This window comes from Microbacterium jejuense, assembly GCF_039544225.1.
GTDB lineage: Bacteria > Actinomycetota > Actinomycetes > Actinomycetales > Microbacteriaceae > Microbacterium > Microbacterium jejuense.
This window is the reverse complement of sequence record NZ_BAABLG010000003.1, coordinates 608731-635304: the sequence shown is the minus strand read 5'-3', so window position 1 is coordinate 635304 and position 26574 is coordinate 608731. Positions and strand designations below refer to the sequence as shown.

The 26574-nt window shown below is 71.5% G+C and carries 24 protein-coding genes and 1 tRNA gene; 10 read left to right on the top strand and 15 right to left on the bottom strand.

The annotated features are described in order from the left end of the window. Positions 1–62: 62 nt before the first annotated feature. Complete coding sequence (locus ABEA46_RS07465) at positions 63–2975, top strand: UPF0182 family membrane protein (RefSeq protein ID WP_345543749.1); 2913 nt, start codon at positions 63–65, stop codon at positions 2973–2975. A 70-nt stretch (positions 2976–3045) separates the two neighbouring features. Here the strand turns inward: ABEA46_RS07465 and ABEA46_RS07460 are convergent, their stop codons facing one another. Genes ABEA46_RS07460 through idi form a run of 7 tightly spaced genes read right to left on the bottom strand, consistent with a single transcriptional unit; the run spans position 3046 to position 8632 of the window. Then, positions 3046–3939 carry a prenyltransferase gene (locus ABEA46_RS07460; protein ID WP_345543748.1) on the bottom strand — a complete coding sequence of 298 codons (894 nt, stop codon included), beginning with the start codon at positions 3937–3939 and terminating at the stop codon, positions 3046–3048. After that, positions 3936–4247, bottom strand: coding sequence for a lycopene cyclase domain-containing protein (locus ABEA46_RS07455; protein WP_345543747.1), 312 nt, complete (start codon positions 4245–4247; stop codon positions 3936–3938). The genes ABEA46_RS07460 and ABEA46_RS07455 overlap by 4 nt, the downstream gene beginning before the upstream one ends. Beyond that, positions 4244–4597, bottom strand: a complete 354-nt coding sequence (locus tag ABEA46_RS07450) for a lycopene cyclase domain-containing protein (protein WP_345543746.1) — start codon at positions 4595–4597, stop codon at positions 4244–4246. The genes ABEA46_RS07455 and ABEA46_RS07450 overlap by 4 nt, the downstream gene beginning before the upstream one ends. A 3-nt stretch (positions 4598–4600) precedes the next feature. Beyond that, complete coding sequence (gene crtI / locus ABEA46_RS07445) at positions 4601–6163, bottom strand: phytoene desaturase family protein (protein WP_345543745.1); 1563 nt, start codon at positions 6161–6163, stop codon at positions 4601–4603. Beyond that, the gene (locus ABEA46_RS07440) at positions 6160–7038 is read right to left on the bottom strand and encodes a phytoene/squalene synthase family protein (RefSeq protein WP_345543744.1); all 879 of its coding nucleotides are present in this window, start codon (positions 7036–7038) and stop codon (positions 6160–6162) included. The genes crtI and ABEA46_RS07440 overlap by 4 nt, the downstream gene beginning before the upstream one ends. Then, positions 7035–8084: a polyprenyl synthetase family protein gene (locus ABEA46_RS07435; RefSeq protein ID WP_345543743.1), complete on the bottom strand. Its 1050-nt coding sequence runs from the start codon at positions 8082–8084 to the stop codon at positions 7035–7037. Before ABEA46_RS07435 ends, ABEA46_RS07440 begins: the two co-directional genes overlap by 4 nt. Further along, positions 8081–8632 (bottom strand): isopentenyl-diphosphate Delta-isomerase, encoded by a 552-nt coding sequence (gene idi, locus ABEA46_RS07430; protein WP_345543742.1) that lies wholly within the window; start codon positions 8630–8632, stop codon positions 8081–8083. Before idi ends, ABEA46_RS07435 begins: the two co-directional genes overlap by 4 nt. A gap of 82 nt (positions 8633–8714) precedes the next feature. On the opposite strand from idi, the gene ABEA46_RS07425 reads away from it, so the two are divergent. Beyond that, positions 8715–9188: a MarR family winged helix-turn-helix transcriptional regulator gene (locus ABEA46_RS07425; protein ID WP_345543741.1), complete on the top strand. Its 474-nt coding sequence runs from the start codon at positions 8715–8717 to the stop codon at positions 9186–9188. A 20-nt stretch (positions 9189–9208) separates the two neighbouring features. On the opposite strand, the gene ABEA46_RS07420 is transcribed toward ABEA46_RS07425, so the two are convergent. Both ABEA46_RS07420 and ABEA46_RS07415 read right to left on the bottom strand, forming a co-directional pair. Next, positions 9209–9952, bottom strand: a complete 744-nt coding sequence (locus ABEA46_RS07420) for an SAM-dependent methyltransferase (protein ID WP_345543740.1) — start codon at positions 9950–9952, stop codon at positions 9209–9211. Positions 9953–10058: 106 nt separating this feature from the next. After that, positions 10059–10132: transfer RNA gene (locus ABEA46_RS07415), tRNA-Met, on the bottom strand. A 93-nt stretch (positions 10133–10225) separates the two neighbouring features. On the opposite strand from ABEA46_RS07415, the gene ABEA46_RS07410 reads away from it, so the two are divergent. Together ABEA46_RS07410 and ABEA46_RS07405 are read left to right on the top strand one after the other, a co-directional pair. Further along, positions 10226–10744 carry a DUF6328 family protein gene (locus ABEA46_RS07410; RefSeq protein ID WP_345543739.1) on the top strand — a complete coding sequence of 173 codons (519 nt, stop codon included), beginning with the start codon at positions 10226–10228 and terminating at the stop codon, positions 10742–10744. After that, positions 10741–11544: a carbon-nitrogen hydrolase family protein gene (locus ABEA46_RS07405; RefSeq protein ID WP_345543738.1), complete on the top strand. Its 804-nt coding sequence runs from the start codon at positions 10741–10743 to the stop codon at positions 11542–11544. Before ABEA46_RS07410 ends, ABEA46_RS07405 begins: the two co-directional genes overlap by 4 nt. A gap of 18 nt (positions 11545–11562) precedes the next feature. Here the strand turns inward: ABEA46_RS07405 and ABEA46_RS07400 are convergent, their stop codons facing one another. After that, complete coding sequence (locus ABEA46_RS07400) at positions 11563–12762, bottom strand: aminotransferase class I/II-fold pyridoxal phosphate-dependent enzyme (protein ID WP_345543737.1); 1200 nt, start codon at positions 12760–12762, stop codon at positions 11563–11565. 115 nt (positions 12763–12877) lie between these two features. Here ABEA46_RS07400 and ABEA46_RS07395 point away from each other — a divergent pair, with 115 nt between their 5' ends. The 3 genes from ABEA46_RS07395 to ABEA46_RS07385 are packed head-to-tail and all read left to right on the top strand — an operon-like array spanning position 12878 to position 17415. Beyond that, positions 12878–14644, top strand: coding sequence for a S1C family serine protease (locus ABEA46_RS07395; RefSeq protein ID WP_345543736.1), 1767 nt, complete (start codon positions 12878–12880; stop codon positions 14642–14644). Positions 14645–14692: 48 nt separating this feature from the next. Next, positions 14693–15967, top strand: coding sequence for a CDP-glycerol glycerophosphotransferase family protein (locus ABEA46_RS07390; RefSeq protein ID WP_345543734.1), 1275 nt, complete (start codon positions 14693–14695; stop codon positions 15965–15967). Beyond that, on the top strand, positions 15964–17415 hold the full coding sequence (locus ABEA46_RS07385; RefSeq protein WP_345543733.1) for a CDP-glycerol glycerophosphotransferase family protein: 1452 nt from the start codon (positions 15964–15966) through the stop codon (positions 17413–17415). Before ABEA46_RS07390 ends, ABEA46_RS07385 begins: the two co-directional genes overlap by 4 nt. A 30-nt stretch (positions 17416–17445) precedes the next feature. Here ABEA46_RS07385 and ABEA46_RS07380 read toward each other — a convergent pair whose 3' ends face one another. After that, positions 17446–18471, bottom strand: a complete 1026-nt coding sequence (locus ABEA46_RS07380; RefSeq protein ID WP_345543732.1) for a glycosyltransferase — start codon at positions 18469–18471, stop codon at positions 17446–17448. Between the two features lie 110 nt (positions 18472–18581). Here ABEA46_RS07380 and ABEA46_RS07375 point away from each other — a divergent pair, with 110 nt between their 5' ends. Beyond that, on the top strand, positions 18582–19862 hold the full coding sequence (locus ABEA46_RS07375; protein ID WP_345543731.1) for a CDP-glycerol glycerophosphotransferase family protein: 1281 nt from the start codon (positions 18582–18584) through the stop codon (positions 19860–19862). A gap of 6 nt (positions 19863–19868) precedes the next feature. On the opposite strand, the gene ABEA46_RS07370 is transcribed toward ABEA46_RS07375, so the two are convergent. The 4 genes from ABEA46_RS07370 to ABEA46_RS07355 all read right to left on the bottom strand — a co-directional run bounded on the left by ABEA46_RS07370 (position 19869) and on the right by ABEA46_RS07355 (position 23456). Continuing rightward, positions 19869–21263, bottom strand: a complete 1395-nt coding sequence (locus ABEA46_RS07370) for a maltokinase N-terminal cap-like domain-containing protein (RefSeq protein ID WP_345543730.1) — start codon at positions 21261–21263, stop codon at positions 19869–19871. Between the two features lie 157 nt (positions 21264–21420). Next, the gene (locus tag ABEA46_RS07365) at positions 21421–21651 is read right to left on the bottom strand and encodes a hypothetical protein (RefSeq protein WP_345543729.1); all 231 of its coding nucleotides are present in this window, start codon (positions 21649–21651) and stop codon (positions 21421–21423) included. A gap of 121 nt (positions 21652–21772) precedes the next feature. Then, a complete protein-coding gene (locus tag ABEA46_RS07360) occupies positions 21773–22681 on the bottom strand; it encodes a hypothetical protein (RefSeq protein ID WP_345543728.1) in 909 nt (302 codons plus the stop codon). 82 nt (positions 22682–22763) lie between these two features. Continuing rightward, positions 22764–23456, bottom strand: a complete 693-nt coding sequence (locus ABEA46_RS07355) for a phosphocholine cytidylyltransferase family protein (protein ID WP_345543727.1) — start codon at positions 23454–23456, stop codon at positions 22764–22766. A gap of 411 nt (positions 23457–23867) precedes the next feature. Here ABEA46_RS07355 and ABEA46_RS07350 point away from each other — a divergent pair, with 411 nt between their 5' ends. Together ABEA46_RS07350 and ABEA46_RS07345 are read left to right on the top strand one after the other, a co-directional pair. Beyond that, entirely contained in the window at positions 23868–25019 is a 1152-nt protein-coding gene (locus tag ABEA46_RS07350) for an ABC transporter ATP-binding protein (RefSeq protein WP_425563167.1), read from the top strand. After that, positions 24995–26560, top strand: a complete 1566-nt coding sequence (locus ABEA46_RS07345) for a hypothetical protein (RefSeq protein ID WP_345543725.1) — start codon at positions 24995–24997, stop codon at positions 26558–26560. The genes ABEA46_RS07350 and ABEA46_RS07345 overlap by 25 nt, the downstream gene beginning before the upstream one ends. Positions 26561–26574 lie beyond the last annotated feature (14 nt).

The window sequence follows — 26574 nt, the reverse complement described above, 5'->3', positions numbered from 1 at the left end:
TCTGGGGGTTCGCCCAGCGCGGACAAAGCATCGGCCATGAGTGGCCCGCCTAGGATGGGACCGTGACCACGACCTCAGCGCCGACCCCGGCCACACCGTCCCGCACCCGACGCGTCATCGCCATCACCCTGGTGGTCATCGCTGCGCTCGTGGTGGCCTTCTTCGTGTTCGCGAGTCTGTACGCGGACTGGCTCTGGTTCGATCAGCTGGGCTTCCAGTCGGTGCTGACGACCCAGTGGATCGCACGGGTCGTGATGTTCCTGGTCGGCTTCCTCGGCATGGCGGTCCCGGTGTGGCTGTCGATCCAGCTCGCCTACCGCCTGCGCCCCGTGTACGCGCGACTGAGCTCTCAGCTCGATCGCTACCAGGAGGTCGTGGAGCCGCTGCGCCGCCTCGCGATGTGGGGCATCCCGATCTTCTTCGGCTTCTTCGCCGGGTTCGCGGCGTCCGCCCAGTGGGAGACCACGTGGCTGTGGTTCAACGGCGTCAAGACCGACACGACGGACCCGCAGTTCCACCTCGACACCGGGTTCTACATGTTCGCGCTGCCGTTCTGGACGTCGCTGGTCGGCTTCCTGTCGGCCGTGCTGCTGGTGTGCCTGCTGGTCACGGCGCTGGTGTCGTACCTGTACGGCTCGGTGCGGATCGGCCAGCGCGAGCTGCGCATCTCGAAGTCCGCCCGCATCCAGCTCGCCGTCATCGCCGGCCTCTACCTGCTGGTGCAGGGGGTCAGCCTCTGGCTCGACCGCTACCGGACCCTCGTCGAGTCCGGTGCGGACGGGCGCATCACCGGTCCGGGCTACACCGGCGTGAACGCGATCATCCCCGGCCAGACGATCCTCGCCTTCGCCGCCGTGATCGTGGCGATCCTCTTCTTCATCACCGCGATCATCGGCCGCTGGCGCTACCCCCTCGTGGCCACCGCGCTGCTGGTCGTCTCGGCCATCGTGCTCGGCGTGGGATACCCGTGGGTCGTCAACACGTTCAACGTCCAGCCGAACCGGTTCTCGCTCGAGCAGGACTACTACCAGCGCAACGTCGACATGACCAAGACGGCATACGGCATCGACGGGCTCGACAAGCAGGACTTCGAGGCCGTCACCGATGTCGAGGCCGGACAGCTGCGCGAGGACGCGGGCACGACGGCCCAGATCCGCGTGATGGACCCGGCGATCGTGTCGCCGACGGTGCGTCAGCTCGAGCAGTACCGCTCGTACTACCAGTTCGCCGATCCGCTCGACGTGGACCGCTACGACATCGACGGCACCTCGCAGGACACGGTGGTGTCGGTCCGCGAGCTCAACCTAGAGCAGCTCGGGGCCGCCAACGACTGGCAGAACAGCGCGGTCGTGTACACCCACGGCTACGGCATCGTCGCGGCCAAGGGCAACGACCGCACGGTCGACGGCAACCCGGTGTTCCTGGAGCGCGGCATCCCGGCATCCGGCTTCCTCTCGAATGAAGAGGACTTCCAGCCGCGCGTGTACTTCGGCGAGTACTCGCCCACGTACTCGATCGTCGGCGGCCCGAAGGACTCCGAGCCCATCGAGCTGGACTACCCGTCGGGTCAGGACGACACGTCCAACGAGACGAAGACCACGTTCGAGGGCAACGGCGGACCGAGCCTGGGCAACGTCTTCAACCGGCTCATCTATGCGCTGAAGTTCCAGGCCGAGCAGATCCTGTTCTCGGACTACGTCAACGAGGACTCGCAGATCCTCTACGACCGCAGCCCGCTCGAGCGCGTCCAGAAGGTCGCGCCGTACCTGACGCTCGACAACGACCCGTACCCGTCGGTGGTCGACGGCCGGATCGTCTGGATCGTCGACGGCTACACGCTGAGCGCGAACTACCCGTACTCGTCGACGGTGAGCCTCACCTCGGCGATCTCGGACTCCAGCAATCCTGCGCCGCGCTTCGCGCTGGACGACATCAACTACATCCGCAACTCGGTCAAGGCCACCGTCGACGCGTACGACGGAAAGGTCACCCTGTACGCGTGGGATGACCAGGACCCGGTGCTGAAGTCGTGGCAGAAGGTCTACCCGTCGACGGTCAAGCCGATCAGCGACATGTCGGCCGAGCTCATGAGCCACGTCCGCTACCCGACAGACCTGTTCAAGGTGCAGCGCACGATCCTGGGCGTCTACCACGTCGACGACGCACGTTCGTTCTACCAGAGCGACAACCGCTGGAAGACGCCGAACGACCCCCAGGCCGACACGCAGCTGCAGCCGCCGTACTACCTGACGATGCAGATGCCGGGGCAGACGGCGCCGACGTACTCGATGTTCACCTCGTTCATCCCGTCCGGTGAGGGCCGGAACGTCCTCATGGGCTATCTCGCCGTCGACTCGAACGCGGGCAATGAGGCGGGTAAGAAGAGCTCCGACTACGGCAAGCTCCGAATGCTCGAGATCAGCGCCAAGACGACGGTGCCCGGCCCCGGCCAGGTGCAGAACAACTTCGACGCGCAACCCGAGGTCTCGTCGTTCGTCAACCTGCTCAAACAGGGCGACTCGAACGTGCTGAAGGGCAACCTGCTGACGCTCCCCGTCGGCGGCGGACTCCTCTATGTGCAGCCGGTCTTCGTGCAGTCGTCGGGGGCGACGAGCTTCCCGTCGCTGCAGAAGGTGCTGGTCTCGTTCGGCAACGAGGTCGCCTTCGAAGACACGCTGAACGAGGCGCTCGACGTGCTGTTCGGCGGCGATTCGGGAGCGGACGCCGGTGACACCGACGTCCCGACCGATCCGAATGCGACGCCCACGCCGCAGCCGACTCCCGAGCCGACGCCCGAGCCCACCACGCCGACGCAGCCGACGAGCGAGTACGACCAGGCGCTGCAGGACGCGAACCAGGCCCTGATCGACCGTGAGGCGGCGCTGCAGAAGGGCGACTGGACGGCGTACGGCGAGGCCGACGCGCGGCTGACCGCCGCGATCCGCACGCTCATCGAGCTCGGCGACCAGAAGTAGCGCCGGCGCGACGAAGGGCCGCTCGTCTTCGGACGGGCGGCCCTTCTCGGTCGCCGGGCCGCGGGCTCCGTCAGGCGGTGAGCGCGGCGTACCAGATGAGCAGCAGCGTCACCACGAAGCCGGAGAACTGGTTGAGCCACAGGAATCGTCGCCACCCGGCGGTCGCCGCTGCGGCGTCGGCATCCGTGATCCGCCGAAACGGCCACACCGTCACCAGGTACGGCACGGCGAGCAGGGCGGCGAGCGGCCCCGGCCAGGCGGTCAGCAGCATCGCGGCCCCGGCGGCGGCGTAGCAGACGAGGGCGAACCGCACGGTCCACCGTGCACCGCGCACGGTCGCGATCGAGGCGATGCCGGCCTCGCGGTCCGCCACGACGTCCTGTACGGCTCCGAACGCGTGAGAGCCGACGCCCCACAAGGCGAAGGCGACGACGATCATCGCGAGCTGCCACGTCCACGCGGCGCCGGCGAGCACGAGGCCGTACACGGCCGGCGAGAAGAAGTGGATGCTGCTGGTCAGCGAGTCGAGGAAGGGCCGCTCCTTCAGGCGCAGCGGGGGAGCACTGTAGAACACGACGAAGAAGAGGCTCGCGGCCAGTACCGCCCACGACGCCGGGTCGCCCGCCGCGACGAGGTACACGACGAACGGCAGGCACACGAGCGCGGCGGTCACGATGGTCACGCGATGAAGCCGCTGGTCGAGCACCGCGCCGTGCGCCCCGCCCTTGCGGGGATTGCGCAGATCGGACTCGTAGTCGAACACGTCGTTGATCCCGTACATCGTGAGGTTGTAGGGGATCAGGAAGAACAGCGTGCCCGTGACGAGCGTGAGGTCGATCCCGCGCGTGGTCATCAGGTAGGCCGCGGCGAACGGGTACGCCGTGTTGATCCAGCTCACCGGCCGTGAAGACACCAGCAGCCGGCGCGCCACGGCACCGAGGCGCAGCGGCTCCGCGACGGTCACGCGTCAGCCTCCGGTGCGCGTGCGGCCAGCGTGAACACGGCCGGGACCAGGAACGCCGCGCAGAGCGGATACGCGAGGTCCTCCACCGGCGCGAGCCCGATCCGCAGGCCGGAGATCAAGTGGGCAGGGTAGGTGAAGAGCCCGACGGCGATCATGACGTTGTCGAAGATCGCCGTGAGGACGATGAGGATGCCGGCGGCCACGGCCGACGCCGCCATCCGCCCGGCGAACCGGGGACGTCGCGCGGTCAGCAGCACGACCACTGCGGTCAGCAGCAGGAAGGGTACGAGGGCGAGGGCGTAGGTCACGGGTGCTCCTCCGGCCGGGAGGCGACGGCATCCATTCTCCGACGGGCCATCACGCGGGAGGCGCCGGCCCACGCGACGAGCGCGAGGTAGCTCAGGAAGGCGAGGAACACCGGCTCCTCGACGGGCAGATGCGGCGCGAGGTCGAGGCCGAGCAGCAGCGGGCTGTCCCCTTTCACGAACACGCCCAGCGCGATGCCCAGGGCGTCGCACGCGAGGAAGAACGCCGTTCCCGCCGCGACGGCGACGGCGGTGGGCGTGGGGGCCGCCCACGCCGCCAGACGCCAGCGGCGGTCGAGCAGCGCCACGCCGGCAGCGCTCACGAGGATCGCGAGAAGGTAGACGCCAGGCATGTCTCATACCCTCGCAGGCTCGGCGAGCGGTCCGGGGGAGCGATCGCCGCGCGAGCGCTTGAGGACGAGCTCGGCCGAGATGAGGCACATCGGCAGGCCGATCCCCGGCAGGGTCGACGCACCGACATAGGCGAGGCCGTCGACCTTGCGCGAGGCGTTGCGGGGCCGGAACACCGCGCTCTGCCGCAGCGTGTGCGCCAGGCCGAGCGCGTTGCCGCGCCACGCGCCGAACTCGTGCGCGAAGTCGCCCGGGGCCACGGTGCGGCGCACGACGATGCGGCGCGCGAGGTCGGGGATGCCGCACCACTGCGACAGCTGCGCGATGACGCGGTCCGCGGCCGCCTCGACCGCCGGGTCGCCGGTCCCGTCCACCCCGCCGCGGCCGATCCCGGGATCAGCGGGGACCGGCACGAGGGCGAAGAGGTTCTCGTGCCCCGCGGGCGCGACCTCGGGATCGGTCGCACTCGGCCGGCACACGTAGAGCGAGGCCGGATCGGGGATGCTCGGGCGCCGGCCGAAGATGCTGTCGAATCCGGCCCGCCAGTCCTGGGAGAACAGCAGGGTGTGGTGCGCGAGTTCGGGGAGTGCGCCCTTCACCCCGAGCATCAGCAGCAGGGCGCCGGGACTCGGGGTGCGCGACCGCCACCATCGCTCCGGGTACGTCTGCAGGTCACGCGGCAGCAGGTCGGTCTCAGTGGCGTGCAGATCCGCCCCCGATACCACGAGGTCGGCGGCGATCTGGCTTCCGTCCGACAGCTGGACCCCGCTCGCCCGCCTCGCGGCGGTGAGGATCGCGGCCACCCGCGCGCGGGTGCGGATGCGGACCCCGGATGCCTCGGCCAGGCGGCTGACCGCGCGGATGATCTCAGAGAATCCGCCGCGGGGGTACAGCACGTGCTCGTCGAGATCGAGATGGCTCATCAGGTGGTAGAGGCTCGGCACGCCGTACGGCGAGCCGCCGAGGAACACCGCGGGGTACTGCAGGATCTGACGCAGCCGCGGATCGGTGAACCTGCTCTCGACGTGGCGCGCGAGGCTCCGGGTGAGCAGCGGCGCCAGCTGCGGCATCCGGCGCAGCAGTTCCGGGTCGCGAAGGCCCGATGTGGTCTCGTACGTGTCGTAGAGGAAGCGCGAGACCGCGAGGCCGTACGCGTCGGCAGCCGAGTCGAGATAGGCGTCCAGCCGTGCCCCGGCCCCGGGTTCGACGGTGTCGAACAGGGCCGTCGCCCGAGCGCGCCCCGAACGCACGTCGAGCGGAGCCAGCCCGGTCGACGGGTCCGAGTACACCCGGTAGGCGGGGTCCAGGCGCACGAGGTCGAGCTCCTGAGCGGCAGACGTGCCGAGCAGGCCGAAATAGTGGTCGAACACCTCGGGCATGAGGTACCAGCTGGGCCCGGTGTCGAAGCGGAATCCGTCGCGCTCCCACGTGCCCGCCCGGCCGCCGAGCTGGGCGCGGGCTTCGAGCACCGTCACATCCCAGTCGTCTCGCGCGAGCAGTGCCGCCGCGGCCAGTCCCGCGATCCCGCCGCCGACGACGACGGCGCGGCGGCCGTCGCGCGCGCTCACGCCCCGGCTCCGCGCGGCGCGAAGCCCAGCATCGCTCGCGCGGCCAGCCCGGCCTTGACCGCGTCGGGCACGCGTACCCGGACGTCGTCGGCCGACGCGGACCGCAGCCGTGCGGCGAGCGCGGCGAACAGGTCGTGGGCGGCGGTGACGGCCCTGCGGCAGTCCGCCGGCAGCTCCGGGACGACCCGCGCCGCGGCGGCGAGGTCGCGGTCGATGCGGTCGAGCACCACGAACCTGTCTTCGGGCGCGGCGAGGCCGAGGTAGTCACGCCCGAGGCGCACTCGGTCGTCCTGCAGGTCGCGCAGGAAGTTGACCTCCTGGAACGCGGCGCCGAGACGTCGGGCGCCGTCGACGAGTTCGGGCGCGGGCGCGACGGGATGCGACGCCCCGGCGTTCACGAACACCTGCAGGCACATGAGCCCGATGACCTCCGCAGAACCGTAGATGTAGACGTCGTGAGAAGCGGCGTCGTGACGGCTCACGCGCAGGTCGGCGCGCATCGACGCGAAGAACGGTTCGATGAGGTCAGGGCCGATCCCGCACTCGCGTGCCGTGTGCGCGAACGCATGCAGGACGAGGTTGCTGCTGAAGCCGAGCGTGACCGCTGCGAGGCACTCCTCCTCCAGCCGGTCGAGCACCGCTTCGGCCTCGACCGGCGTGAGGCCCGCCTCCAGCGCCGGACCGTCGACGATCTCGTCGGCCACGCGTGCGAGCGCGTACACGTTGCGCACGTGCGGTCGCGGCCGGGGGCCCAGCAGCCGGCACGCCAGGCCGAACGAGGTCGAGTACCGCGCGATGACCGCGGCGGCGGCATCCACCGCCGTCCGGTCGTAGAGGGCGAGCCCGGTGGCAGCCTGCGTCGTGGGCGCGTTCACGGGATCCTCCGTTCGATCTCGTCTGCGAGGGTGCGCAGCAGGACCCCTGCGCGGAGCGGGAGCGAGGCGTCCTGCGCGCTGACGCGGACCTCGTCGAGCATCCCGGCGACCATGCCGGCCAGGCGCTCGCGCGCACCGCTGCTGGCGAGGACGGCTTGCGCCTCGCGGACAGCGATCGGGCCGGTGGCCGCATTCGCCAGCGCAGTATCGACCCCGGGCGCTGCGCCCGATTCGCGTGCCAGGGCGATCAGCGGCGTCTGCTTGGTCTCGCGCAGATCCGGCCCGCTGTCGCGGCCGGTCTGCGCGGCGGTGCCGAACGCTCCGATCAGGTCGTCCACGAGCTGGAAGGCGAGACCGAGCCGCCCGCCGACGTCGCCGAGCAGGCGCACGGCGGCCGGATCGGCGCCGGCCAGCAGCGCACCCGCCTGCAACGGTGCCCGGAACGAGTAGACGGCCGTCTTCTGGAACGCGGTGCGCAAGGTGGTGGTCCGCGAAGGACGTGTCGACGAGACCGCGTTCTCGACATCGGCGAGCTCGCCCGCCGCAGAGACCAGGACGGCATCGTCCAGCAGCGCGAACAGCCGATCCTTGACGACCGGTCCGGCGGGGGCCATCGCGACGAGCCGGAACGCCTCGTGCAGGAGCAGATCGCCGGCGAGGATGGCGGCCGCGTCGCCGAGCGTCGCCGCGCCGGCCGCGTCGGCGCCGGCGGCACGTGCACGTGCGCGGAACTCTCCGCCCACGTTGGGGACTCCCCGGCGCTCGATGTCGTGGTCGATCACGTCGTCGTGCACGACGAAGGCGGTGTGGAGCAGCTCGAAGGCGGCGGCCACCGAGAGCACGGCGGGGCGCTCCGCCTCGGCGCCGTGGAACGCGGCGAACGCCGCCGTGACCAGCGCGGGGCGCAGGCCCTTTCCGCCGTGCGCCGCGCGGCCGATGGCATCGGCGAGCGCGCCGAAGCCGGCGCCCAGCTCGTCGGCCCGGTCCCTGATGCGGGCGAGCGAACCGTCGATCGCCGTCGCGACGGCGGGATCGGCGGCGATCATGACGCCCTCCGACGGGGAACGGCGCCGTCGAAGAGGTGAAGGCGCTGGGCCTGCAGCACGAGCCACGGCGAGAACGCCCACGGCGTCGCCTCGAGCGATACGGCGAGATCCTCGGGGTCGACCCAGCGCGCGTCGAGCACTTCCCGTGGGTTGAGGATGGGCTCGTCGTCGGTGCGCGCGATGTACACCGGGCAGACCTCGTGCTCGACGATCCCTGCCGCGTCGGTGGCACGGTAGCGGAACAGCGGAAGCGCGACCTCGAGGTCGTGCAGGGTCAGGCCGAGCTCGAGGTCGGCGTGGCGGCGCACCGCCGCCACGACCGGCTCCGCCGGCCGCGGGTGACCGCAGAAGGAGTTGGTCCACACCCCGGGCCAGGTGCGCTTGCTGAGCGCACGCCGTGTGATGAGCACCTGGCCGTCGCCGTTGACGACATGGCACGAGAAGGCCAGGTGAAGCGCCGTCTCGGCGCCGTGGACCGTCGACTTCGGCGCGGTGCCTATCGCCCGGCCGTCGTCATCGAGCAGTACCACCAGTTCGGCCTCGGTCATCGGACGCCTCCTCCACCAATCGCTAGTTTAGCTAGCAATTCCTTTTGTGCGATGCTACAACGGGTTGGAGGGAACGTCCACGATGTCGGAGAGATGGCTGCCGCAGACGGATCACGAGCGCGCGGTGATGCGCGTGCTGACGTCGATCCGTGGCATGAGCGATGCCATGGAGCGCATGCACAGCGGCATGAAGGGCGACATGGACATGAACGCGACGGACGTCGCGGCGCTGCGCCTGCTCATCATCCGTGAGCAGCAGAAGCGCTCCGTCAGTCCTCATGACATCGCGCGGCACCTGCGCATCTCGACGGCGTCCACGACGAAGCTGCTGGACCGGCTGGAGGCATCGGGGCACGTGGAGCGCCTTGCGCATCCGACGGACCGCCGTGGACGCGTCGTGGTGCTCACTGACGAGTCGCGGGCCGCGTTCTTCCGCATCTTCGGCGTGCGGCTGCGGGCGATGCGCGAGATGGCGCTGCGCTTCGACGAGGACGAGCTGGCGATCGTCGGGCGCTTCCTGGACGATCTCGCGGGAGCGATGGATCCGTCGGACTGACGGCCGGATGCGTCCCGGCGCTACGCGAGGACGAAGGTGACGAAGCCCAGGCTGCGTCGGTGACCGCGCAGCCACGAGGTCCAGGCGCGATCGAGATCCGCACGGACTGGATGCTGCCGGCGCACCGCTTCCGGCTGGGCGGCGAGCCACAGCTCCCTCTCGCGGAAGTGCCCGACCTCGTAGGCGTCCCACTCGGTGCGCGTGGTGTCGTGCAGATCGAGGATGCGCCAGCCCGCGGCATGCAGTTCGTCCACCAGGTCTGCGAGCGTGGCGCAGTCATCCAGGGAGGCGCCGGGCCACATGTGCGCCAACTCGTCGGCCGTCGGCGTCCGCGCCCAGTACTCCAGGCCGAGCACCGCACGGCCGCCCGGACGGACGTCCTCCCGCAGCGCCCGCATCGCCTCGGCCGGGCCGCCCAGCGCGTGGTGGGCGCCCATGCTGATCAGCAGGTCGGCCGGTTCGCGATGCTCGGCCGCTCGGCCGGCGACGAATGTCACGCGATCCGCGAGCCCCCGGTCCGCGGCGGCCTCCCGGGCGCGGACGAGATCGGTGGCGTCGATGTCGTCGCCCGCACCGGTCGCGCCGGGTGACGCCGCGAGCGCCTGCAGCAGCGCCTCGCCCCAGCCGCAGCCGTGGTCGACGATGCGCTGCGGGCCGTGCTCGGTCGCGCGGGCGAGCAGGCGCGACAGCGCGTCCTGCGAGAGCGGGGAGTTGATCGTCAGGTGGGCGCCGGTCCCGGCGGGCGGGGGCATGTCATCGGCCATCCGGCGAGTCAATCAGCGCAGCGCAATCGAGGCAACTGCGGCTGATGTCGGGCGCGCAAGTGAAAGGCCCCCTGATCAGATTTCCCTGATCAGGGGGCCTTCTTTGTTGCGGGGACAGGATTTGAACCTGCGACCTCTGGGTTATGAGCCCAGCGAGCTACCGAGCTGCTCCACCCCGCGGCACAAGGAATAGCCTAGCACGCGTTTTGAGTGCCGCCGACCACACGGCGGGATGGGTTGCCCCGCCCGCTCCGTCCGCGTCAGGATGAACCCATGCCGGAGGACCCCCGTCACCATCCCGAAGACGACCGCATCGACGGTCGCGACGAGAGCCCGGCGGAGCGTGCCGACCGCAACTGGAGCGAGGTTCTGCAGGAGCTGCGCGTGCTGCAGACCGGCACGCAGATCCTGACCGGCTTCCTGCTCGCGCTGGCCTTCCAGCCCGCGTTCTCCGAGCTGACCGGTCCGCAGCGGACCGCGTATCTGGCGCTCGTCGTTCTCGCGGCGCTCAGCTCGATCGTGGCACTGGCTCCGGTGGCGCTGCACCGCGCGGTGTTCCAGCACGGTGTGAAGCCCGCCGTCGTCCGCTACGGCCACCTGGCGCTCGTGACGGCACTCATCACTGTCGCCGTGCTCGTCGTGGGCGTCGTGGCGTTCGTGTTCGATGTCGTGGTGGGCGGCTACACGTTCTGGTGGGCGATCGTGCTGCTCTCGGCGATCATCATCACGCTGTGGCTGGTGGTTCCCGGGATCATCCGCGTCCGGGCGCGCGGGATCGGAGAGAGGCGATGACCGACACCTTCGCGATCGCGGTGGCACAGTTCGCGCCGACGGCCGACGCTGCCGCCAACCTCGACGCCGTCGCGCAGCTCGTCGCGACGGCATGCCGTCGCGGGGCGCGGCTGGTCGTGCTGCCCGAGTACTCCAGCTACTTCGTCGACCCCTTCGACACGTCGCTGGCCGAGAACGCGCAGGAGCTCGACGGGCCGTTCGTGCAGCGGCTGACCGCGATCGCGGGCGAGCACGACGTGGTCGTGGTCGCGGGCCTCCTGGAGAAGGCGGGCGACGGGCGTCGCGTACGCAACACCGTCGTCGCTGTCGGCGCCGGCGGGCTGATCGCGCACTATCGCAAGCTGCACCTGTACGACGCATTCGGCCAGCGCGAGTCGGACTGGGTCGAGCCGGGCGATCTCGCACCGCCGCTGACGTTCGCGCTCGGCGGTCTGCGCTTCGGGCTGATGACGTGCTACGACCTGCGGTTCCCCGAGGTCGGACGACAGCTCGTGGATGCCGGCGCCGACGTGCTGCTGGTGCCCGCCGAGTGGGTGCGCGGGCCGCTCAAGGAGCACCACTGGCGGACTCTCCTGCACGCGCGAGCGATCGAGAACACGGTCTTCGTGGCGGCGGCGGACCATCCGCCGCCCCTGGGCGTGGGCAATTCGCTGATCGTCGATCCGCAGGGCGTCGAGCTCGCGGCCGTCGGCACGGCGACCGACGTGGCGGTGGCGCACCTCGATGTCGGGGCGATCGCGCGCGTCAGGCGGGTCAACCCGGCGCTGACGCTGCGCCGGTTCCGCGTAGAGCCCGCCTGAGATGGCCCGAGGCGCCGCTCAGGTCAGGAGGGAGAGACGGGATGCCGCCTCTTCGAGCACCTCGACCCGCTTGCAGGCCGCGAACCGGACGAGCGTGGCGTACTCGCCGCGGCGCTCCGGCGTCACGAACGCCGTGAGCGGGATGGCGACGACTCCAGCGCGCTCGGGGAGAGCGCGGCAGAAGTCGGCTGCATCCACCGCTCCCAAGGCGGCGGCGTCGACGACCGTGAAGTACGAACCCGCGGGCGTCGACACCTCGAAACCCGCGGCGCGCAGCCCCGTGCCCAGCAGATCGCGTTTGGCGCGGAGCGTGTCGGCGATGGCGCGGAAGAAGGCGTCGCCCAGACGCAGCCCGGTGGCGATCGCGGGCTGGAACGCGCTGCCGTTCACGTAGGTGAGGAACTGCTTGACGGCGAGCACGGCGTCCACGAGCGGCGCGGGTCCGCTGATCCAGCCGATCTTCCAGCCGGTGGTCGAGAAGGTCTTGCCGCCCGACGAGATCGTGAGCGTGCGCTCCCACGCGCCGGGCACTGTCGCGATCGGCACGTGGGGTGCCTCGAACACCAGGTGCTCGTACACCTCGTCGGTGAGGATGATCGCGTCGTGCTGCTCGGCCAGGCGCACGACCTCGTCGCGCGCCTCGGCCGAGAACACCGCACCGGTCGGGTTGTGCGGGTCGTTCACGAGGATCACTCGTGTGCGGTCGGTGACCGCACGACGCAGGTCGTCGAGGTCGGGCTGGAAGTCCGGCCAGCGCAGCGGCACCGTGACCAAGCGTGCGCCGGCGAGGGCGACGACCGCCGCGTAGGAGTCATAGTACGGCTCGAACACCACGACCTCATCGTCGGGACCGTCGATGAGCGCCAGCAGCGCCGCCGCGAGCGCCTCGGTCGCCCCCGCCGTGACGATCACGTCGCGTGCCGGGTCGAGGCGGATCCCATAGAAGCGCTCCTGATGCTCGGCGATCGCCGAGAGCAGATCGGGGATGCCGCGTCCCGGCGGGTACTGGTTGACCCCGTTCGCGATAGCCGCACGGGCCGCTTCGAGCACCTCGGCGGGGCCGTCCTCGTCGGGGAATCCCTGCCCGAGGTTGATCGCGCCGGTGCCGGCCGCCAGCGCCGACATCTCGGCGAAGATGGTGGGACGGATCGCTCCGTCGTCACCGACGAGTCCGGCGCCGACGGCGGTGCGGTGCCATGCTCCGGGGATCTGTCGCATCGCTTCACCGTACCGGGCGGGCTCATCCCTGTTGCATAGGCGAGTCCCACTCTCGACATAAGAAACACACAGCATCGATGGGCACAGTGGTGAGTGCTTGGCAGAAGGAGCAACCATGAGCGACATCCAGGGCGACCGCCCGGAAGACCAGACCCCCGCAGTCCCGCCCGTTCCTGCGGCTGAGCCCACCCCGGCGGCGCCGTCGCAGCCCGCCGCCGAGGCTGCGGCTCCCCAGGAGGCCCCCGCGGACGCAACGCCGGTGGAGCCGGCACCGCCCGCCGCGCCGGCGCCCGCACCCGTGGCGCCCGCGCAGGCTCAGGCCGTCCCCGTGCAGCCCGCGGCACCCGCGGCGCAGCCGGCAGCCCCGGCGCAGCCGGCGCCGGGAGCCGCCACGGCGCTGCCGCCCGTGCCCCCCACGCAGCCGCAGGCCGCGCCTGCGCAGCCGGTGGCTCACACGCAGCCCGTCCCGCCTGCCGGCTACCCGGCCCACGCGCAGGCCTACGCCCGCCCGCAGGGCTACGCCGGGCAGCCCGCCGCGTACCCGCAGTCCTACGCGGGTCAGCCCGCTCCGGGCACGCCGGGCGCCTCGTTCGGCGCCGCAGCGGCAGCGGACGCGCAGCCGACGCTGCCGATCAACGGCGCGGCTCCCACGGCGACCGCGGCACCCGCGCCGAAGAAGTCCTCCGGCGCAGGCAAGGTCGTCGGGCTCATCGTCGCCGCCGCGATCGTCGGCGGTGCGGCGGGACTCGGCGGCGCCTACGCAGGCGTCAACTGGTTCGCCCCGACGACGTCGTCGACCGCTGCGGCGAGCCCGCAGACCGTCGTCGTCAACGACAGCGGTCGGGTGAACCAGACCACGGGCATCGCCGCGAAGGTCGTGCCGAGCGTCGTGACCATCGAGGCTACGAGCTCGTCGGCCGCCGGCACCGGTTCGGGCGTCGTGCTCACCAAGGACGGCTACATCGCGACCAACACGCACGTGGTCACCCTCGACGGCGCGACCGCCGACGCGACCATCCGGGTCACGACCTCCGACGGCAAGGTGTACGACGCCGAGGTGGTCGGCACCGACCCGACGTACGACCTCGCGGTCATCAAGTTGAAGGACGCGTCGGGCCTCACCCCGATCGAGTTCGGCGACTCGGGCAAGCTCAACGTCGGCGACACGACTGTCGCGGTCGGCGCTCCGCTGGGCCTGGCCAACTCCGTGACCGAGGGCATCGTGAGCGCGCTCAACCGCTCGATCTCGATCGCCTCGTCGGCAGCTCCTGACAGCGGCGACCAGTCCCAGCAGGACCAACAGGACCAGAACGGCCAGGAGGCGCCGTTCCAGTTCGACTTCGGGCAGGGCCAGACCCAGCAGCAGGCGACGGACACGATCTCCATCGCGGTCATCCAGACCGACGCAGCCATCAACCCCGGCAACTCGGGCGGCGCGCTGGTCGACGCGGACGGCAAGCTCATCGGCATCAACGTCGCGATCGCGACCGCGGGCGGCTCGTCGTCCGACGGCTCGGGCTCGATCGGCGTGGGCTTCTCGATCCCGTCCGACATCGTCAAGCGTGTCACCGACGAGATCATCGAGAACGGCCAGGCCACGCACGGCCTGCTGGGCGCGAGCGTCCGCGCTGCGGCATCGGTCGAGGGCGCCACGATCACCGGCGCTTACATCGCGCAGGTGTCCGACGGCGGCGCTGCGGCGGCCGCAGGGCTGCAGGAGGGCGACATCGTCACCTCGTTCAACGGCGTGCCGATCACCGACGCGACCGACCTCACCGCTCAGGTGCGGGCCGCCGCGGCCGGCAGCAAGGCCGAGCTCACGTACGTGCGCGACGGCAAGGCGCAGACCGTCGAGGTCACGCTGGGAACGCTCGAGCAGTAATCCACACCCCTTCAGGACGCCGTCGTGCGAGCAGGATAGGCTCGCACGATGGCGTCCTTCTCGTTCGGCGCGGGGAATGCCCGAAAGCTCGCGACGATCCCGCTGTACGCCGCCGGACGCGTCCTCACCCTCCTCGTCCCGCGTTCGCGCGACGAATGGGTCTTCGGCTGCGCGGTCGGCGTCGCCGACGGCGCGCTCGCGCTGTGGCAGGCGGCGGCGCCAGACGCCCCACGTGCCGTCTGGCTGGTCGCCTCCGACGGTGAGGCCCGGGATGCCGCGGCCCGAGGTATCCCGTCCGTCCGCAAGAACTCCTGGCGGGGACTGTGGCGCACGGCGCGGGCCCGGGTCGTCATCGTCACCCACGGCTTCGGCGACGTCAACCGCTATGCCGTGACGGGCGCCTTCGTCGTGCAGCTGTGGCACGGCATCCCGCTCAAGCGGATCGGACTGGACTCGCCTGAGACGCTGCGCGTCCCGAGCGTGGTGGCGCGGACGCCGCTCGCGGGGCCCGTGCGCGGACTGCTGCGGGTGATGTACCGGGCGGCGGCGCGGCGGATCCGCGTGCTGCCTGCCGCGTCGCACCTCGTGCGCGGGCGCCTGGAGTCCGCCTTCGGACTTCCCGACGCCGCGGTTCCGGTCACGGGAGACCCGCGCGTGGACGTGCTGTCGCGGGGCACCGCCGACGATCGCCGCGTCGTCGCCCGCGCGGGCATCGGGCTGGCCGTGCCTCGCGCCGATCCGTCGACCCGGTTCGTGCTGTACGCGCCCACGTGGCGCGACGGCGCGCCCGATCCCGCGGTGCCCACCGCCGACGAATGGCGCCGCATCGTGGACGTGCTGACGCGTCGCGATGCGACGCTGCTGGTGCGCTCGCACCCGCTCGGCGCGGGGGAGTACCGCCCGCCGTTCGCGACCGATCGGGTGCAGTCGCTCGGCAGCGACCTGGTCGCCGACGTCACGCCGCTGCTTCCCGGGCTCGACGCCCTCGTGACGGACTACTCGTCCCTCGCCTTCGATGCGGCGCTCGTGCCGCTGCCGACACTGTTCCTCGCACCGGATGTCGACGACTACGCGCGACGCCGCGGCTTCTACGGCACGTACCAGGAGGTCGCCGGCGACGACGCGAGTGTCGACTGGACGCAGACCGCCGCTCAGCTGGACGCCGTGCTCGGCGATGATGACGAACGCGAACGGCGCACCGCGCGTGCCCGCGAGCTCAGCGCGCGTGTCCACGCGCACCGCGACGGCCGCAACGCCCAGAGGGTGTACGGTGCCATTCTGGCCGCGGCCGTCGACGCCCGCCCGAGGGAAGGAACCCGATGACCCAGGCGCGCTTCACGACCGACGCTGGTCCGGCGCTGGAGCTCTCGGGCAACGGCGAGCGGCCGTCGTCGGTCGAGCTGGTCGGTGCGCGTGCGCGGGTCGCGGCGCGCATCACCGGCCGGGGCAAGACGTGGCGCGCGGTTCTGCCGCTGCGCGCCGCGCGCTGGGGCGGGCCTGAGCTGCCGCTGCCGTCCGGGTCGTACGAGGTGCGGATCGTGGATGCCGAGGGTCGCGGCATCCACGCGTCCGAACCGCTGCCGCTCACCCAGCTGGGGACGCTGCGCGCCGCGCTCGACGGCGACCGCCTCGAGGTCGGGCCGCCCATCGATCCCGCGTACGACTCCGGTGAGGGGCAGGACGCCCTCGAGCGCCGCTACGCCACGCGGCCGGCCGCCGGGTTCGAGAACGCCGTGTTCTTCGAGAGCTTCTACGGCCGCAACGCCAGCTGCAACCCGCTCGCGATCGACCGGGAGCTCGTGCGCCGGGCACCGGATGTGACGCGGTACTGGAGCGTCGTCGACCTGTCGGTCGTGGTGCCCGACGGCGCGATCCCTGTCGTCGAAGGCAGTCCGGAGTGGTGGCGCGCCCGCGGCGCCGCGCGTCTGCTCGTCGTCAACGACTGGCTGCGCCGCCGGTTCTCGCGTCGCCGTGGCCAGATCGTGCTGCAGACCTGGCACGGCACGCCGCTCAAGCGGCTCGCGCTGCACCGACCCGGCTTCGACCCGCGGCGCATGGCCGCCGTCGTGCGCGAGTCGCGGCGCTGGAACGTCCTGCTCGCGCAGAACCCCTACGCGGCCCGCATCCTGGGCAAGGCGTACGCGTTCCTCACCCGCCCGGTGTGGGTCGAGGGCTACCCGCGCAACGACGTGCTGACCAACGGCGACGGCGCCGCCACGCGCGAGGCGCTCGGCATCCACCCCGGCGAGCGGGTGCTGCTGTATGCGCCGACGTGGCGCGACGATCGCGACCAGATCGTGGACTTCGTCGATCCGGCCGCGCTCGCCGCCGCCACCGATGCGGTCGTGCTGGTGCGCGGGCACTCCCGCACCCTCCTGCCCGGTCGCGACGCCGAAGGCCCGCGCGTCATCGATGTGACAGGCTTCCCTGACACATCGCTGCTGCTGCTGGCCGCCGACGCGCTCATCACCGACTACTCGTCGGTCATGTTCGACTTCTCGGTGACCGGTAAGCCGATGTACTTCCTGGTGCCCGACATGGAGCACTATCGCGGCCAGCTGCGCGGCTTCTACTTCGACCTGGCGGCGCACGCGCCGGGTCCGGTGGTGCGTACGCAGGACGAGCTCGTCGCGGCGCTGGCCGCAGACGACGCCGCCGAGCACGCCGGGCGCTACCGCGAGTGGCAGGCGAGGTTCAACGCGCGCGATGACGGTCACGCGGCCGAGCGCGTGGTCGCCCGCATCCTCGATCAGGGATTCATCCGCGCCTGACGCGAATCGGGCGGCCAGGCCGTGCCTGGCTCACGGGAGCGGCGTGTTGCGGCTGCCGAGTCGCGACGTGTCGACGGTGTCCTGAGCGCCGCCGACGACGCCGCCGAGGAAACCCCAGCCCCACGCCAGATGCATCGAGGGCAGCACGGCGGCCGTCCACAGCTTGTCGCGCCAGCCGCGGCCGCCGCCGTGACCCAGCGCGACCGCGATGATCAGCGCGGCGTACGCGATCACGGGCAGGTAGACGAGGGATGCCGCCACCGACCACCAGCCGGCCAGCACGCCCGTGAGCTGAAGCACCCCCACGACCATCGCGAGGAGGATCGTGACGACCAGCGCCGGTGGCGCGAAGAACCGGATCGAGTTGCCGCGCCCGAACCGCCGCACGAGTTCGCCGCGCCAGCGTCCGGTGGCCGCGAACTGGCGCACCAGCCGGGCCCAGCTCTCGCGCGGCCAGTAGGTCACCGACAGCGACGGGTCGAACCACACGCGGTAGCCGGCGCGGCGGATGCGGAGGTTCAGCTCCCAGTCCTCGCCGCGCCGGATGCTCTCGTCGAACAGGCCGACCTCTTCCAGGACGCTGCGACGCATCACGCCGAGGTAGGCGGACTCCGCCTCACCCTCGTGCGTGCCGCCGTGATAGGCGCCGCCGCCGAGTCCGATGGGGGAGTTGTAGGCGCGGGCGACCGCGCGCTGGAAGGGGGTCCGCCCGTCGGCGCGCATGACGCCGCCGACGTTGGCCGCCTTCACCCGGTCGAGCGTCTGCAGGGCACGGCGCGCGTACGAGGGATCCAGTTCGGAGTGCGCGTCCACGCGCACGACAGTGGGGTGGCTGCCCGCGCGGATGGCGAGGTTGAGCCCCACCGGTATATCTGCGGCAGGGTTGTCGACGAGCACGATGCGGGGGTCCGCCTGCGCGAGTTCGCGGGCGAGTTCGCTCGTGCCGTCGTTGGAGGGTCCGAGGGCCAGGATGAGCTCCGTCGGCGCGTCGATGTCCTGCGCCAGGACGGTCTCGACCGCGCGCTGAAGGTAGTCCTGTTCATTGAGGACCGGCATGACGAAGCTCACGCCGGCGCCGGGAGGGGGGATGGGGGCGTCCCTGCGTCCGTGTTGCTCGTCCTGCACTGGTCGATCATGTCATGCGCGCCGGTCGATAGGCTGGACGGGTGGGTCTCGTCTCGGATGTGAAGAAGGCGGTCGCGCTCCTCCGGAAGGCCGTGCGCAATCGCTCTGCCGTCATCGACGTCCGTCGGACGCTCGCGACCGGGCCGAAGCATCCGCCGTTCCACTATCGCGTTGCGGTGTACTTCGCCGACGGCGCCGTGAACATGTACCAGATGCGTCAGTGGTACAAGCCGCTGGCAGGGCTGGCGGAGAAGTGGCCCGTCGTCGTGCTGAGCCGTGCCGCGACGGGCGCGGAGGCGCTGCTGGCGGACGATGCGCTCCCGGTGGCGTTCGTGCCCACCGTGCGCGACCTCGAGCGCTTCATCGCCAAGCAGGACATCCGCGTCGTGCTGTACGTCAACCAGAACACGCGCAACTTCCAGATGTTCCGGTACGGGCGCCGGTGGCACGTGTTCATCAACCATGGCGAGTCCGACAAGATGTACATGACCACGAACCAGTACAAGGCGTACGACTACGCGATGATCGCGGGGGATGCCGCACGCGAGCGCCTGGGCCGTGTGCTGTGGGACTACGACATCGACCGTCGCACGATCGAGATCGGGCGACCGCAGGCCGACCACTACTCGGGCACACTGCCGTACACGCCCGACGAGCGGACCGTCGTCCTCTACGCGCCGACGTGGGAGGGCGACCGGCCCTCTGCGCACTACGGCTCGATCGTCACCCACGGCGAGGCCCTCGTCGCGGCACTGCTGGCGACCGGTCAGCATCGCGTCATCTATCGGCCGCACCCCCGCTCCGGCGTGGTGAATCCCGAGTACGGTGCGGCCAACAAGCGCATCGTCGCCGCACTCGCCGCCGCGAACGCCGCCGACCCGTCGGCCGCGCACGTGTTCGACGACGGTCCGGAACTGGGCTGGCAGCTCGCGGCCGCCGACGTCGCGATCGTCGACATCTCGGCGATGGTGTACGACCGGCTGGCGGCCGACAGGCCGCTGCTCATCACACGCCCGGCCGATCCCGCGGCGGCGATCGACACCCACGGGTACCTGTCGGCCTGCGAGTGGCTGGATGCTGCGGCCGCCGCAGAGATCGTCGCCGAGACCGATCGCGTGCTCGGCGACCCCGATGCGGTCGCCCGCTTGGAGGAGTGGGTCGCCCACTACTTCGGCGACACGGCGCCGGGTGCCGCGACCGCCCGCTTCCACGGTGCGGTTCAGGGGCTCATGGACGATTGGGAGCGGTGGTACGCGCTGTCGTCCGCCGACGACGAGGACGAGGAGCCCGACGACGAGGCCGAGCTCGACGAAGAGGGCTGAGCCTCCTCACAGCACGGGCGCAGGCCGCTCCACCAGTCGGGCGACCGCGCCGAGCGGGATCGCGACCCATGTCGGCCGGTTGCGCGCCTCGTAGATCGCCTCGTACACGGCCTTGTCGAGTTCGAGGGCGGCCAGCAGCGGATGCCGCGGGTCGAGGTCGATGCCTGACGTCGCCGCGTAGCCGTCCACGAAGGCTGCGCGGGCAGCCGCCGCCCACTCGCGCACGGCGCCGGGGGAGCGGTCCGGATCGTCGAGGCGCAGGGATCCTGCGACGTAGTCGAACGACCGCAGCATCCCCGCCACGTCGCGCAGCGCAAGGTCTGGCCGCACGCGCTCGACCATCGGCCGGAGCGGTTCGCCCTCGAAGTCGACGAGCACCCACCCGCGTCCGGGCGCGTGGAGCACCTGGCCCAGGTGGTAGTCCCCGTGGATCCGCTGCAGCGGCGGCCATGCCACGTCGAGCGCCCGGCTGTAAACCGCCCCAATCGCCTCGCGCTGCGTGGCGAGCTCGGGCACCTCGGCGATCGCGATGGCCAGGCGCCGCTCCCACGCCGCTGCTGTCGCCTTGCGGTCCGAAGCCGCCGCGGGGTGGGTCGGGAAGCACCGGGCGAGGCCCCCGTGCACGTCCGCGGTGGCGGCGCCCAGTGCGTGCGCGGCCTCGCGGAAGTCGTCGCCCCGGGCGGCGGCCCGCAGCGCCACCCGCCAGGCGTCCTCGACATCGGGGAGGAACTCCTGCGCGAACGCCAGCGAACCGTGGACGGCGCCGTGAGCCGTCGCGAGATCCGGCCATGCCCCCTCGATCCATCCGATCGGCGTCGGCACACGTGCGGATCCCGTCGCAGCGAGCGCCTCCTGCAGCTCGATATCGGGGTTGAGGCCCGCGTGCAGCTGTCGATACACCTTGCAGATGACCGGCACGCCGTCGCCCTCGTAGATCAGCGATGTGTTCGACTGCTCGCCGCTGACCACGCGCGCGACGCGCAGCCTGCCGGCCGGCTCGGCCGCGGCGGCCGGGCGTCCGGTGGCGGTGGTCTGCGGCCCCCCGGCTGTCCCGCCGCCCTCCACCAGGCGCAGCAGCGCCTGTGCGTACGCGTCGTCGAAGGGGCCGTCGATGAAGGTGGTGCCGGGCTCGGGGCTGCCGATCACGTGCTCCGGGTCGGCGTCGACAGTCTCGGTCGCCCGCTCGACCACCGGGATCTGGTACAGCACGGCGGGCAGCGCCCCCTCGTCGGCCACGAGGAACGTCCGCACGCGTGCCCCGGCATCCCCGGCCGGATGCGCGGGGTCGTGGGCGCCCAAATCCCACCACGAGACCAGGCGCAGGCTCGGCGGGCGCCCTTTGGCGGCGTACCACCGTTGCCGCGGCATCCACGCCGCCAGGCACGCCAGGGTGCTGTCCATACGTGCGAGCGTATGCCCCGTACCGCGGCCTGTCGAGGTACGGGGTGCAAGCGCTTACACGGATCATCGACGGCGCCGGGCCGGCGCCGCCCGGTTGAGGGCGTGGCCGAGCCCCGTCGGGTCGACCTCGTCGCGCAGATCCCGATCGACCGCCGGACTACTCGTCCTCGCCGGACTCCTGCGACTCGGAGATCTCGACCACCGGCTTGACGGGGATCACGATGGACTCCACGGCGCCTGCGCCGGTCGCGTCGCCGAAGGAGAGACCGCCGAGATCGATCGAGGTCGCCGACGAGAGCCGCTCTGCGGCGCTCTCAGGACGATCGGGCTCGGAAGGGAGCCCCGCCCACTCCACGGGCTCCTCGGGGAGCTTGCTGAACAGACCCATACCGCTATTGTCGCGCCGTCGCCGGCCTGGTGGCTCACCTCACGGACTTCCACAGGCACTCCTCACCGTCCTCCGGGCTGAGCCACGCCCCGGTGCTCGGTGGCGGTCCTGGGGAGGAGGCTCAGTCGGCGCGCGGCGCCTCGAGCTCGGGCTTCTTGCGGCGCACCGCACCGGCCACCGCGGCGGAGCCGCGTGTGACACCGCCGATGACGGCCTCGCCCGCCCGACGGATCCCACGGCCGGCGACGCGCTCGAGGCGATCGGCACCCGGCCGCGGCTCGAGGTCCGCCGGGAGGTCGATCGGCGGCATACCGAACGCGCGTCGCGAGCCGGTGAGCACGCGTCGCCCGAGGATGTTGTTGCCGGCCCCGCCGATCGCGGCGCCGATGCCGAACGGCAGGGCCTTGCCGATCCACGATGCGCCGCCGCGCGCGGCGAACTGCCGGATGAACGTCGACTTGAGGCGGTCGAGGACGGGGCCGACGGCGGCACGCGGGAGCGTCTTGGTCACCATCTCGCCCCAGTAGGTGGCGCGGGTCGGTCCGCGCCCGGCGGCCTGACCTGCCAGCTGCGCGACGAGGTCGACGCCCTCCTGTCCGAGCATGAGCATGAGCACCAGCGTGCGGGCGCGGTCCGGATCGGCGACCGGGATGCCGTGCACCTCGGCCACCGACTGGGCGAACAGCGTCGTCGCTTCGAGGAACGCCACAGTCTCGACGCCGCTGAGGGCGAGTGTGACGCCTGTGCCGATCCCGGGCACGACCGCGGTCGCGCCCACGGCCGCGCCTCCGGTGGTGACGGCGGCGAGGTAGCGGCGTTCGAGGATCCGCACGATCTCGACGGGCGTCGCGTGCGGGTGCCGCAGCCGGATGCTGCGCAGGTGCGCGAGCACCGCGGGGCGCTGGATGGCCAGGACGCGGTCGAGCGCGCGGATGGTGAACGGATGCTCCGCCGACCCTACGGGCGGCATTCCCCCCTGCCACGGAGCGTCGTCGGGCAGGGTGTGGATGCGGTGAACCTTCTCGGTCATCGGCGTCAGCCTAAGACGAACCGCTGGGCGAATGCCGCATGTGGCATCCGCCCAGCGGTCGGCGGTCTGCGGGGTGAGCCGGTCAGACGAAGAGGTTGGCGCGCTCGAGGTCCTCGGCGAAGTCGACCTCGACGGCGTACAGGTCCGAGATGTCGAGAGGCTCGAGCAGCACGCCGTCCTCGGCGATGGCGAGCTCGAGGCCGCGCTCGAAGTAGTCCTGGTCGTCGACCCGCGTCAGGTGGCGCATGAACGACTTCTTGTCGGCGCTGGAGATGTAGTTGATGCCTACGGCCTCGCCGATGCCGCCCTTGACGGTCTTGGACAGCTCCTTGATGAAGCCCTCGGACGTGACGGTGTACTTGACCTCTTCGTCGCTCACCTTCGAGGTGTTGACGGTGACGAACGACTGGTCGCGCTCGATGAGCTCGATGGCGCGGCCGAGCACGCGCGGGTCGAAGACGACGTCGCCGTTCATCCAGAGGACGCCGCTCTTGCCCGTCTTGGCGAGGGCGCGCAGCAGGCTCTTGGACGTGTTCGTCTGGTCGTAGCGGTCGTTGTAGACGTAGTCGACCTGCGGGAACGCCTCGACGATCGTCTCGGCGCGGTAGCCCACGACGGTCGTGATGCGCACGTCGCCGCCGAACGCGGCACGGATGTTGTCGTGCTGCTGCTGCATGATGCTGCGGCCGTCGCTGAGCTCGGTGAGCGGCTTGGGGAGGCTGCGTCCGAGACGCGAGCCCATACCAGCTGCGAGGATGACGGTCTGAAGGGTCAAAATCTGCTCCTGAAGTGCGTGATTCACTGCCGGTTCACCGGCGCGACACCCCTTCGTGCCTGGACCAGGGTATCGAAGGCAACTGGAAAGGTGCAGAATGAGCGGCTCCCGTTGCCGTTTCGTGACATAACGCGAATGCTGAGACTCGGCGACACGATCTGCCACGCGATCAGGCCCGCTTGATACGTTGGTGCGGTGACAGCCTCCCTCCCGGTGCCGAACGACATCGATCCGGAAGAGCCGGACCGTCACTCGAGCGCGCGCGTCGTGCGGATCTCGGACTCGGTGCCGAAGCCGCCCGAGAAGCCGCGTCGCCCGGCCCGTGCGCCGCGGCAGTCGAGCGGCAAGGCGGCTCCCCGCAAGAAGCGTGAGAAGCCCGCGGCTCCGGTCGATCCCGGTCCGCCCCCGCCGATGCCGACAGATCTCGAGATCGCCGCCTCGGTCGCCGCCGCCATCGTCGTGCCGCCGAAGCCGCCGCTTCCGCCGTCCGACACTCCGCAGCCCGAGGCGTCGCAGCCTGAGCCATCGCAGCCTGAGGCTCCCGCAGCACCAGCCGCGGCCGCCGCCCCTACTGCGCCTGCGCCGCCGCCCGTCCCGGCTCCGGCACCTCCCGCTCCGGCCGCGGAGGCGACCGCTCCCGTCCCCGCACCGTCCCCGGCTCCAGCGGCCCCGCCGGTCGCCTCGCCCGCGGAGTCGACCCCGGCCGAACCTGCTCCCGCCGAACTCGCACCGGCGGAACCGGAGTCGGAGTCGCCGGCATCCGATCACCACCCGGTCATCGTGCCCACGCTGGGAGCCGCCGCAGGCGAGGCACTCGTGCTGCGCGGCGTCACCAAGCGGTTCGGCAGCACGCACGCGGTCGACGGGATCGACCTCACGGTCCCCGCCGGAACCTTCTACGGCCTCGTCGGTCCTAACGGCGCCGGCAAGACCACCACGCTGTCGATGATCGCGGGCCTGCTCGAACCCGATCGCGGCACGATCCAGGTCGCCGGAGTGGATGCCGCGGCCCACCCGCTCGCGGTCAAGAAGCTCATGGGCGTCCTGCCCGATCGCCTGCGCACGTTCGACAGGCTGACCGGCCGCCAGCTGCTCTACTACTACGGCGTGCTGCGCGGCCTTCCGCCGGCGGTGGTCGAGAGCCGCACCGGCGACCTCGCGCGCGCGTTCGACCTCGTGGACGCACTCGGCCGCAGCGTGTCGGACTATTCGGCCGGAATGCTCAAGAAGGTCATGCTCGCCGGCGCCCTCATCCACTCGCCGCGCGTGCTCGTGCTGGATGAGCCGTTCGAGGCGGTCGATCCCGTGTCGAGCGCGATCATCCTCGACATCCTCTCGGCCTATGTCGCCCACGGCGGCACGGTGATCCTCTCCAGTCACGGCATGGAGCTCGTCGAACGGGTCTGCACACGCGTCGCCGTCATCGTGGCGGGCCAGGTGCTCGCCGAGGGCACCGTCGACGAGGTGCGCGGCGAGCTCACGCTCGAGCAGCGCTTCGTCGAACTCGCGGGCGGGCTCAGCGACGTGGAGGGCCTGGAGTGGCTGCACACGTTCTCCGGCTGAGGTTCGCGCTGCTGCTCGGCGCGCTGCGCGGCGACATCGGTCACGTGGTGCGCCGCGTGATCGCGCTGGTGCTGCTGATCGCCGCGACGGTGGCGGCCTGCTGGGCGATGCTGACGATGCGGGATGCCGCGACCGACGCCGTGCGCACGGTCACAGTGCTGGGCGGCTCGGCCGTCACCCTGGGCTTCGCGCTCGCGCCCTTGATCGGCGCGATGGAGGATCCGCTGGACCCCCGGCGGTTCGCGCTGTTCGGGCTGCCGCGGGGCGGGCTGGCGGGCGTGCTGGTCGTGGCGGGTCTCATCAGCGTGCCGATCCTGGCGCTGCTCGCCGTCGCCGTCTGCTCGGCGATCGTGTGGGCCGACCACGGCGTGCCGGTCGCCGTGGGGATCGTCAGCGTCGTGCTCGGGGTGCTCACGTGCTCGCTGTTCGCGCGGGTGTGCGGTGCGGTGGCGTCGCTTTACCTGCGTGAGCGGCGCTCGCGGGAGCTGTCGGGCGTGTTCCTGCTCGTCGTGCTCGTCGTCGTGGTGCCGGTCGGCGTCTTCCTGGCCTCCCTGGAGTGGCGCGGCGCGGTGCCGCCGCAGCTGCTCGAAGCCGTCGATGCGCTGGGGCTGACGCCTTTCGGTGCGGCGTGGGCGCTCCCCGGCGAGGTCGCGAGCGGGTCGCACGCGTGGGTCGCGGCGACCGTCGCGGTCGCAACGCTCGTCGCGCTCGGACTGCTGTGGGTGTGGGCCGTCCACCGCCTGCTCACCACGACCGAGCGGCCCGGGACGGGGCGCGAGCGCGCGGGCCTCGGCTGGTTCGGCGTGGCGCCCGGGACGCCCGGCGGCGCGATCGCCGCCCGCAGCCTCGTGTACTGGTTCGGCGACCGCCGCTACGTCGTGAACGCCCTCGTGATCCCGGTCGCCGCCGCCATCACCGTCGTGCCGCTGCTGATCGCCGGCGTGCCGCCCGAGATCGTCGCGCTCGTGCCGGTGCCGTTCGCGGCGCTGTTCCTCGGCTGGCTCCCGCACGATGACGTCGCGTACGACTCCACGGCGATCTGGATGCACATCTCGGGCGGCGTGCGCGGTGTGTCCGACCGTGTCGGGCGGCTCGTGCCCGTGCTGCTCGTCGGCGTGCCCCTGCTCGCGGTGGCCATCCCGGTGGCGACGTCGTTCCATGGCCGCTGGGCGATCCTGCCGGCGCTGACCGGCGTCTGCGCCGCGCTGTTCCTGTCGGGACTCGGACTGTCGAGCATCTCGTCGGTCGTGGCCCCCTACGCGGTGTCGCGTCCGGGAGAGAGTCCGTTCCAGCAGCCGCAGCGCACGAGCGCCGGCGGCGCCGTCGCCCAGGGCGTCGTCATGCTCGGCGTCCTCGTGCTGTCGGCGCCCGTGGTGTGGTGCGGCTGGCTGGCGCTGCAGGGCGACGTCGAAGCGGCCACCACGGCGCTCTGGGGCGGACTCGCCATCGGGTTCGGCGTGCTCGTGGTCGGCATCGTCATCGGATCCATCGCGTTCGAGCGGCGAGGCGGCCGGCTGATGGAGTTCGCCGAGTCCACTTGACGCTCTCGGGCCGC

What these genes read in the sequence shown, in the direction of transcription:
- ABEA46_RS07450 (WP_345543746.1), bottom strand. Translation starts at nt 4,597, where the DNA reads ATGCCTGGCGTCTACCTTCTCGCGATCCTCGTGAGCGCTGCCGGCGTG.
- ABEA46_RS07435 (WP_345543743.1), bottom strand. Translation starts at nt 8,084, where the DNA reads ATGATCGCCGCCGATCCCGCCGTCGCGACGGCGATCGACGGTTCGCTC.
- idi (WP_345543742.1), bottom strand. Translation starts at nt 8,632, where the DNA reads ATGACCGAGGCCGAACTGGTGGTACTGCTCGATGACGACGGCCGGGCG.
- ABEA46_RS07425 (WP_345543741.1), top strand. Translation starts at nt 8,715, where the DNA reads ATGTCGGAGAGATGGCTGCCGCAGACGGATCACGAGCGCGCGGTGATG.
- ABEA46_RS07420 (WP_345543740.1), bottom strand. Translation starts at nt 9,952, where the DNA reads ATGGCCGATGACATGCCCCCGCCCGCCGGGACCGGCGCCCACCTGACG.
- ABEA46_RS07410 (WP_345543739.1), top strand. Translation starts at nt 10,226, where the DNA reads ATGCCGGAGGACCCCCGTCACCATCCCGAAGACGACCGCATCGACGGT.
- ABEA46_RS07405 (WP_345543738.1), top strand. Translation starts at nt 10,741, where the DNA reads ATGACCGACACCTTCGCGATCGCGGTGGCACAGTTCGCGCCGACGGCC.
- ABEA46_RS07400 (WP_345543737.1), bottom strand. Translation starts at nt 12,762, where the DNA reads ATGCGACAGATCCCCGGAGCATGGCACCGCACCGCCGTCGGCGCCGGA.
- ABEA46_RS07395 (WP_345543736.1), top strand. Translation starts at nt 12,878, where the DNA reads ATGAGCGACATCCAGGGCGACCGCCCGGAAGACCAGACCCCCGCAGTC.
- ABEA46_RS07390 (WP_345543734.1), top strand. Translation starts at nt 14,693, where the DNA reads ATGGCGTCCTTCTCGTTCGGCGCGGGGAATGCCCGAAAGCTCGCGACG.
- ABEA46_RS07385 (WP_345543733.1), top strand. Translation starts at nt 15,964, where the DNA reads ATGACCCAGGCGCGCTTCACGACCGACGCTGGTCCGGCGCTGGAGCTC.
- ABEA46_RS07380 (WP_345543732.1), bottom strand. Translation starts at nt 18,471, where the DNA reads ATGCCGGTCCTCAATGAACAGGACTACCTTCAGCGCGCGGTCGAGACC.
- ABEA46_RS07370 (WP_345543730.1), bottom strand. Translation starts at nt 21,263, where the DNA reads ATGGACAGCACCCTGGCGTGCCTGGCGGCGTGGATGCCGCGGCAACGG.
- ABEA46_RS07365 (WP_345543729.1), bottom strand. Translation starts at nt 21,651, where the DNA reads ATGGGTCTGTTCAGCAAGCTCCCCGAGGAGCCCGTGGAGTGGGCGGGG.
- ABEA46_RS07360 (WP_345543728.1), bottom strand. Translation starts at nt 22,681, where the DNA reads ATGACCGAGAAGGTTCACCGCATCCACACCCTGCCCGACGACGCTCCG.
- ABEA46_RS07350 (WP_425563167.1), top strand. Translation starts at nt 23,868, where the DNA reads ATGCCGACAGATCTCGAGATCGCCGCCTCGGTCGCCGCCGCCATCGTC.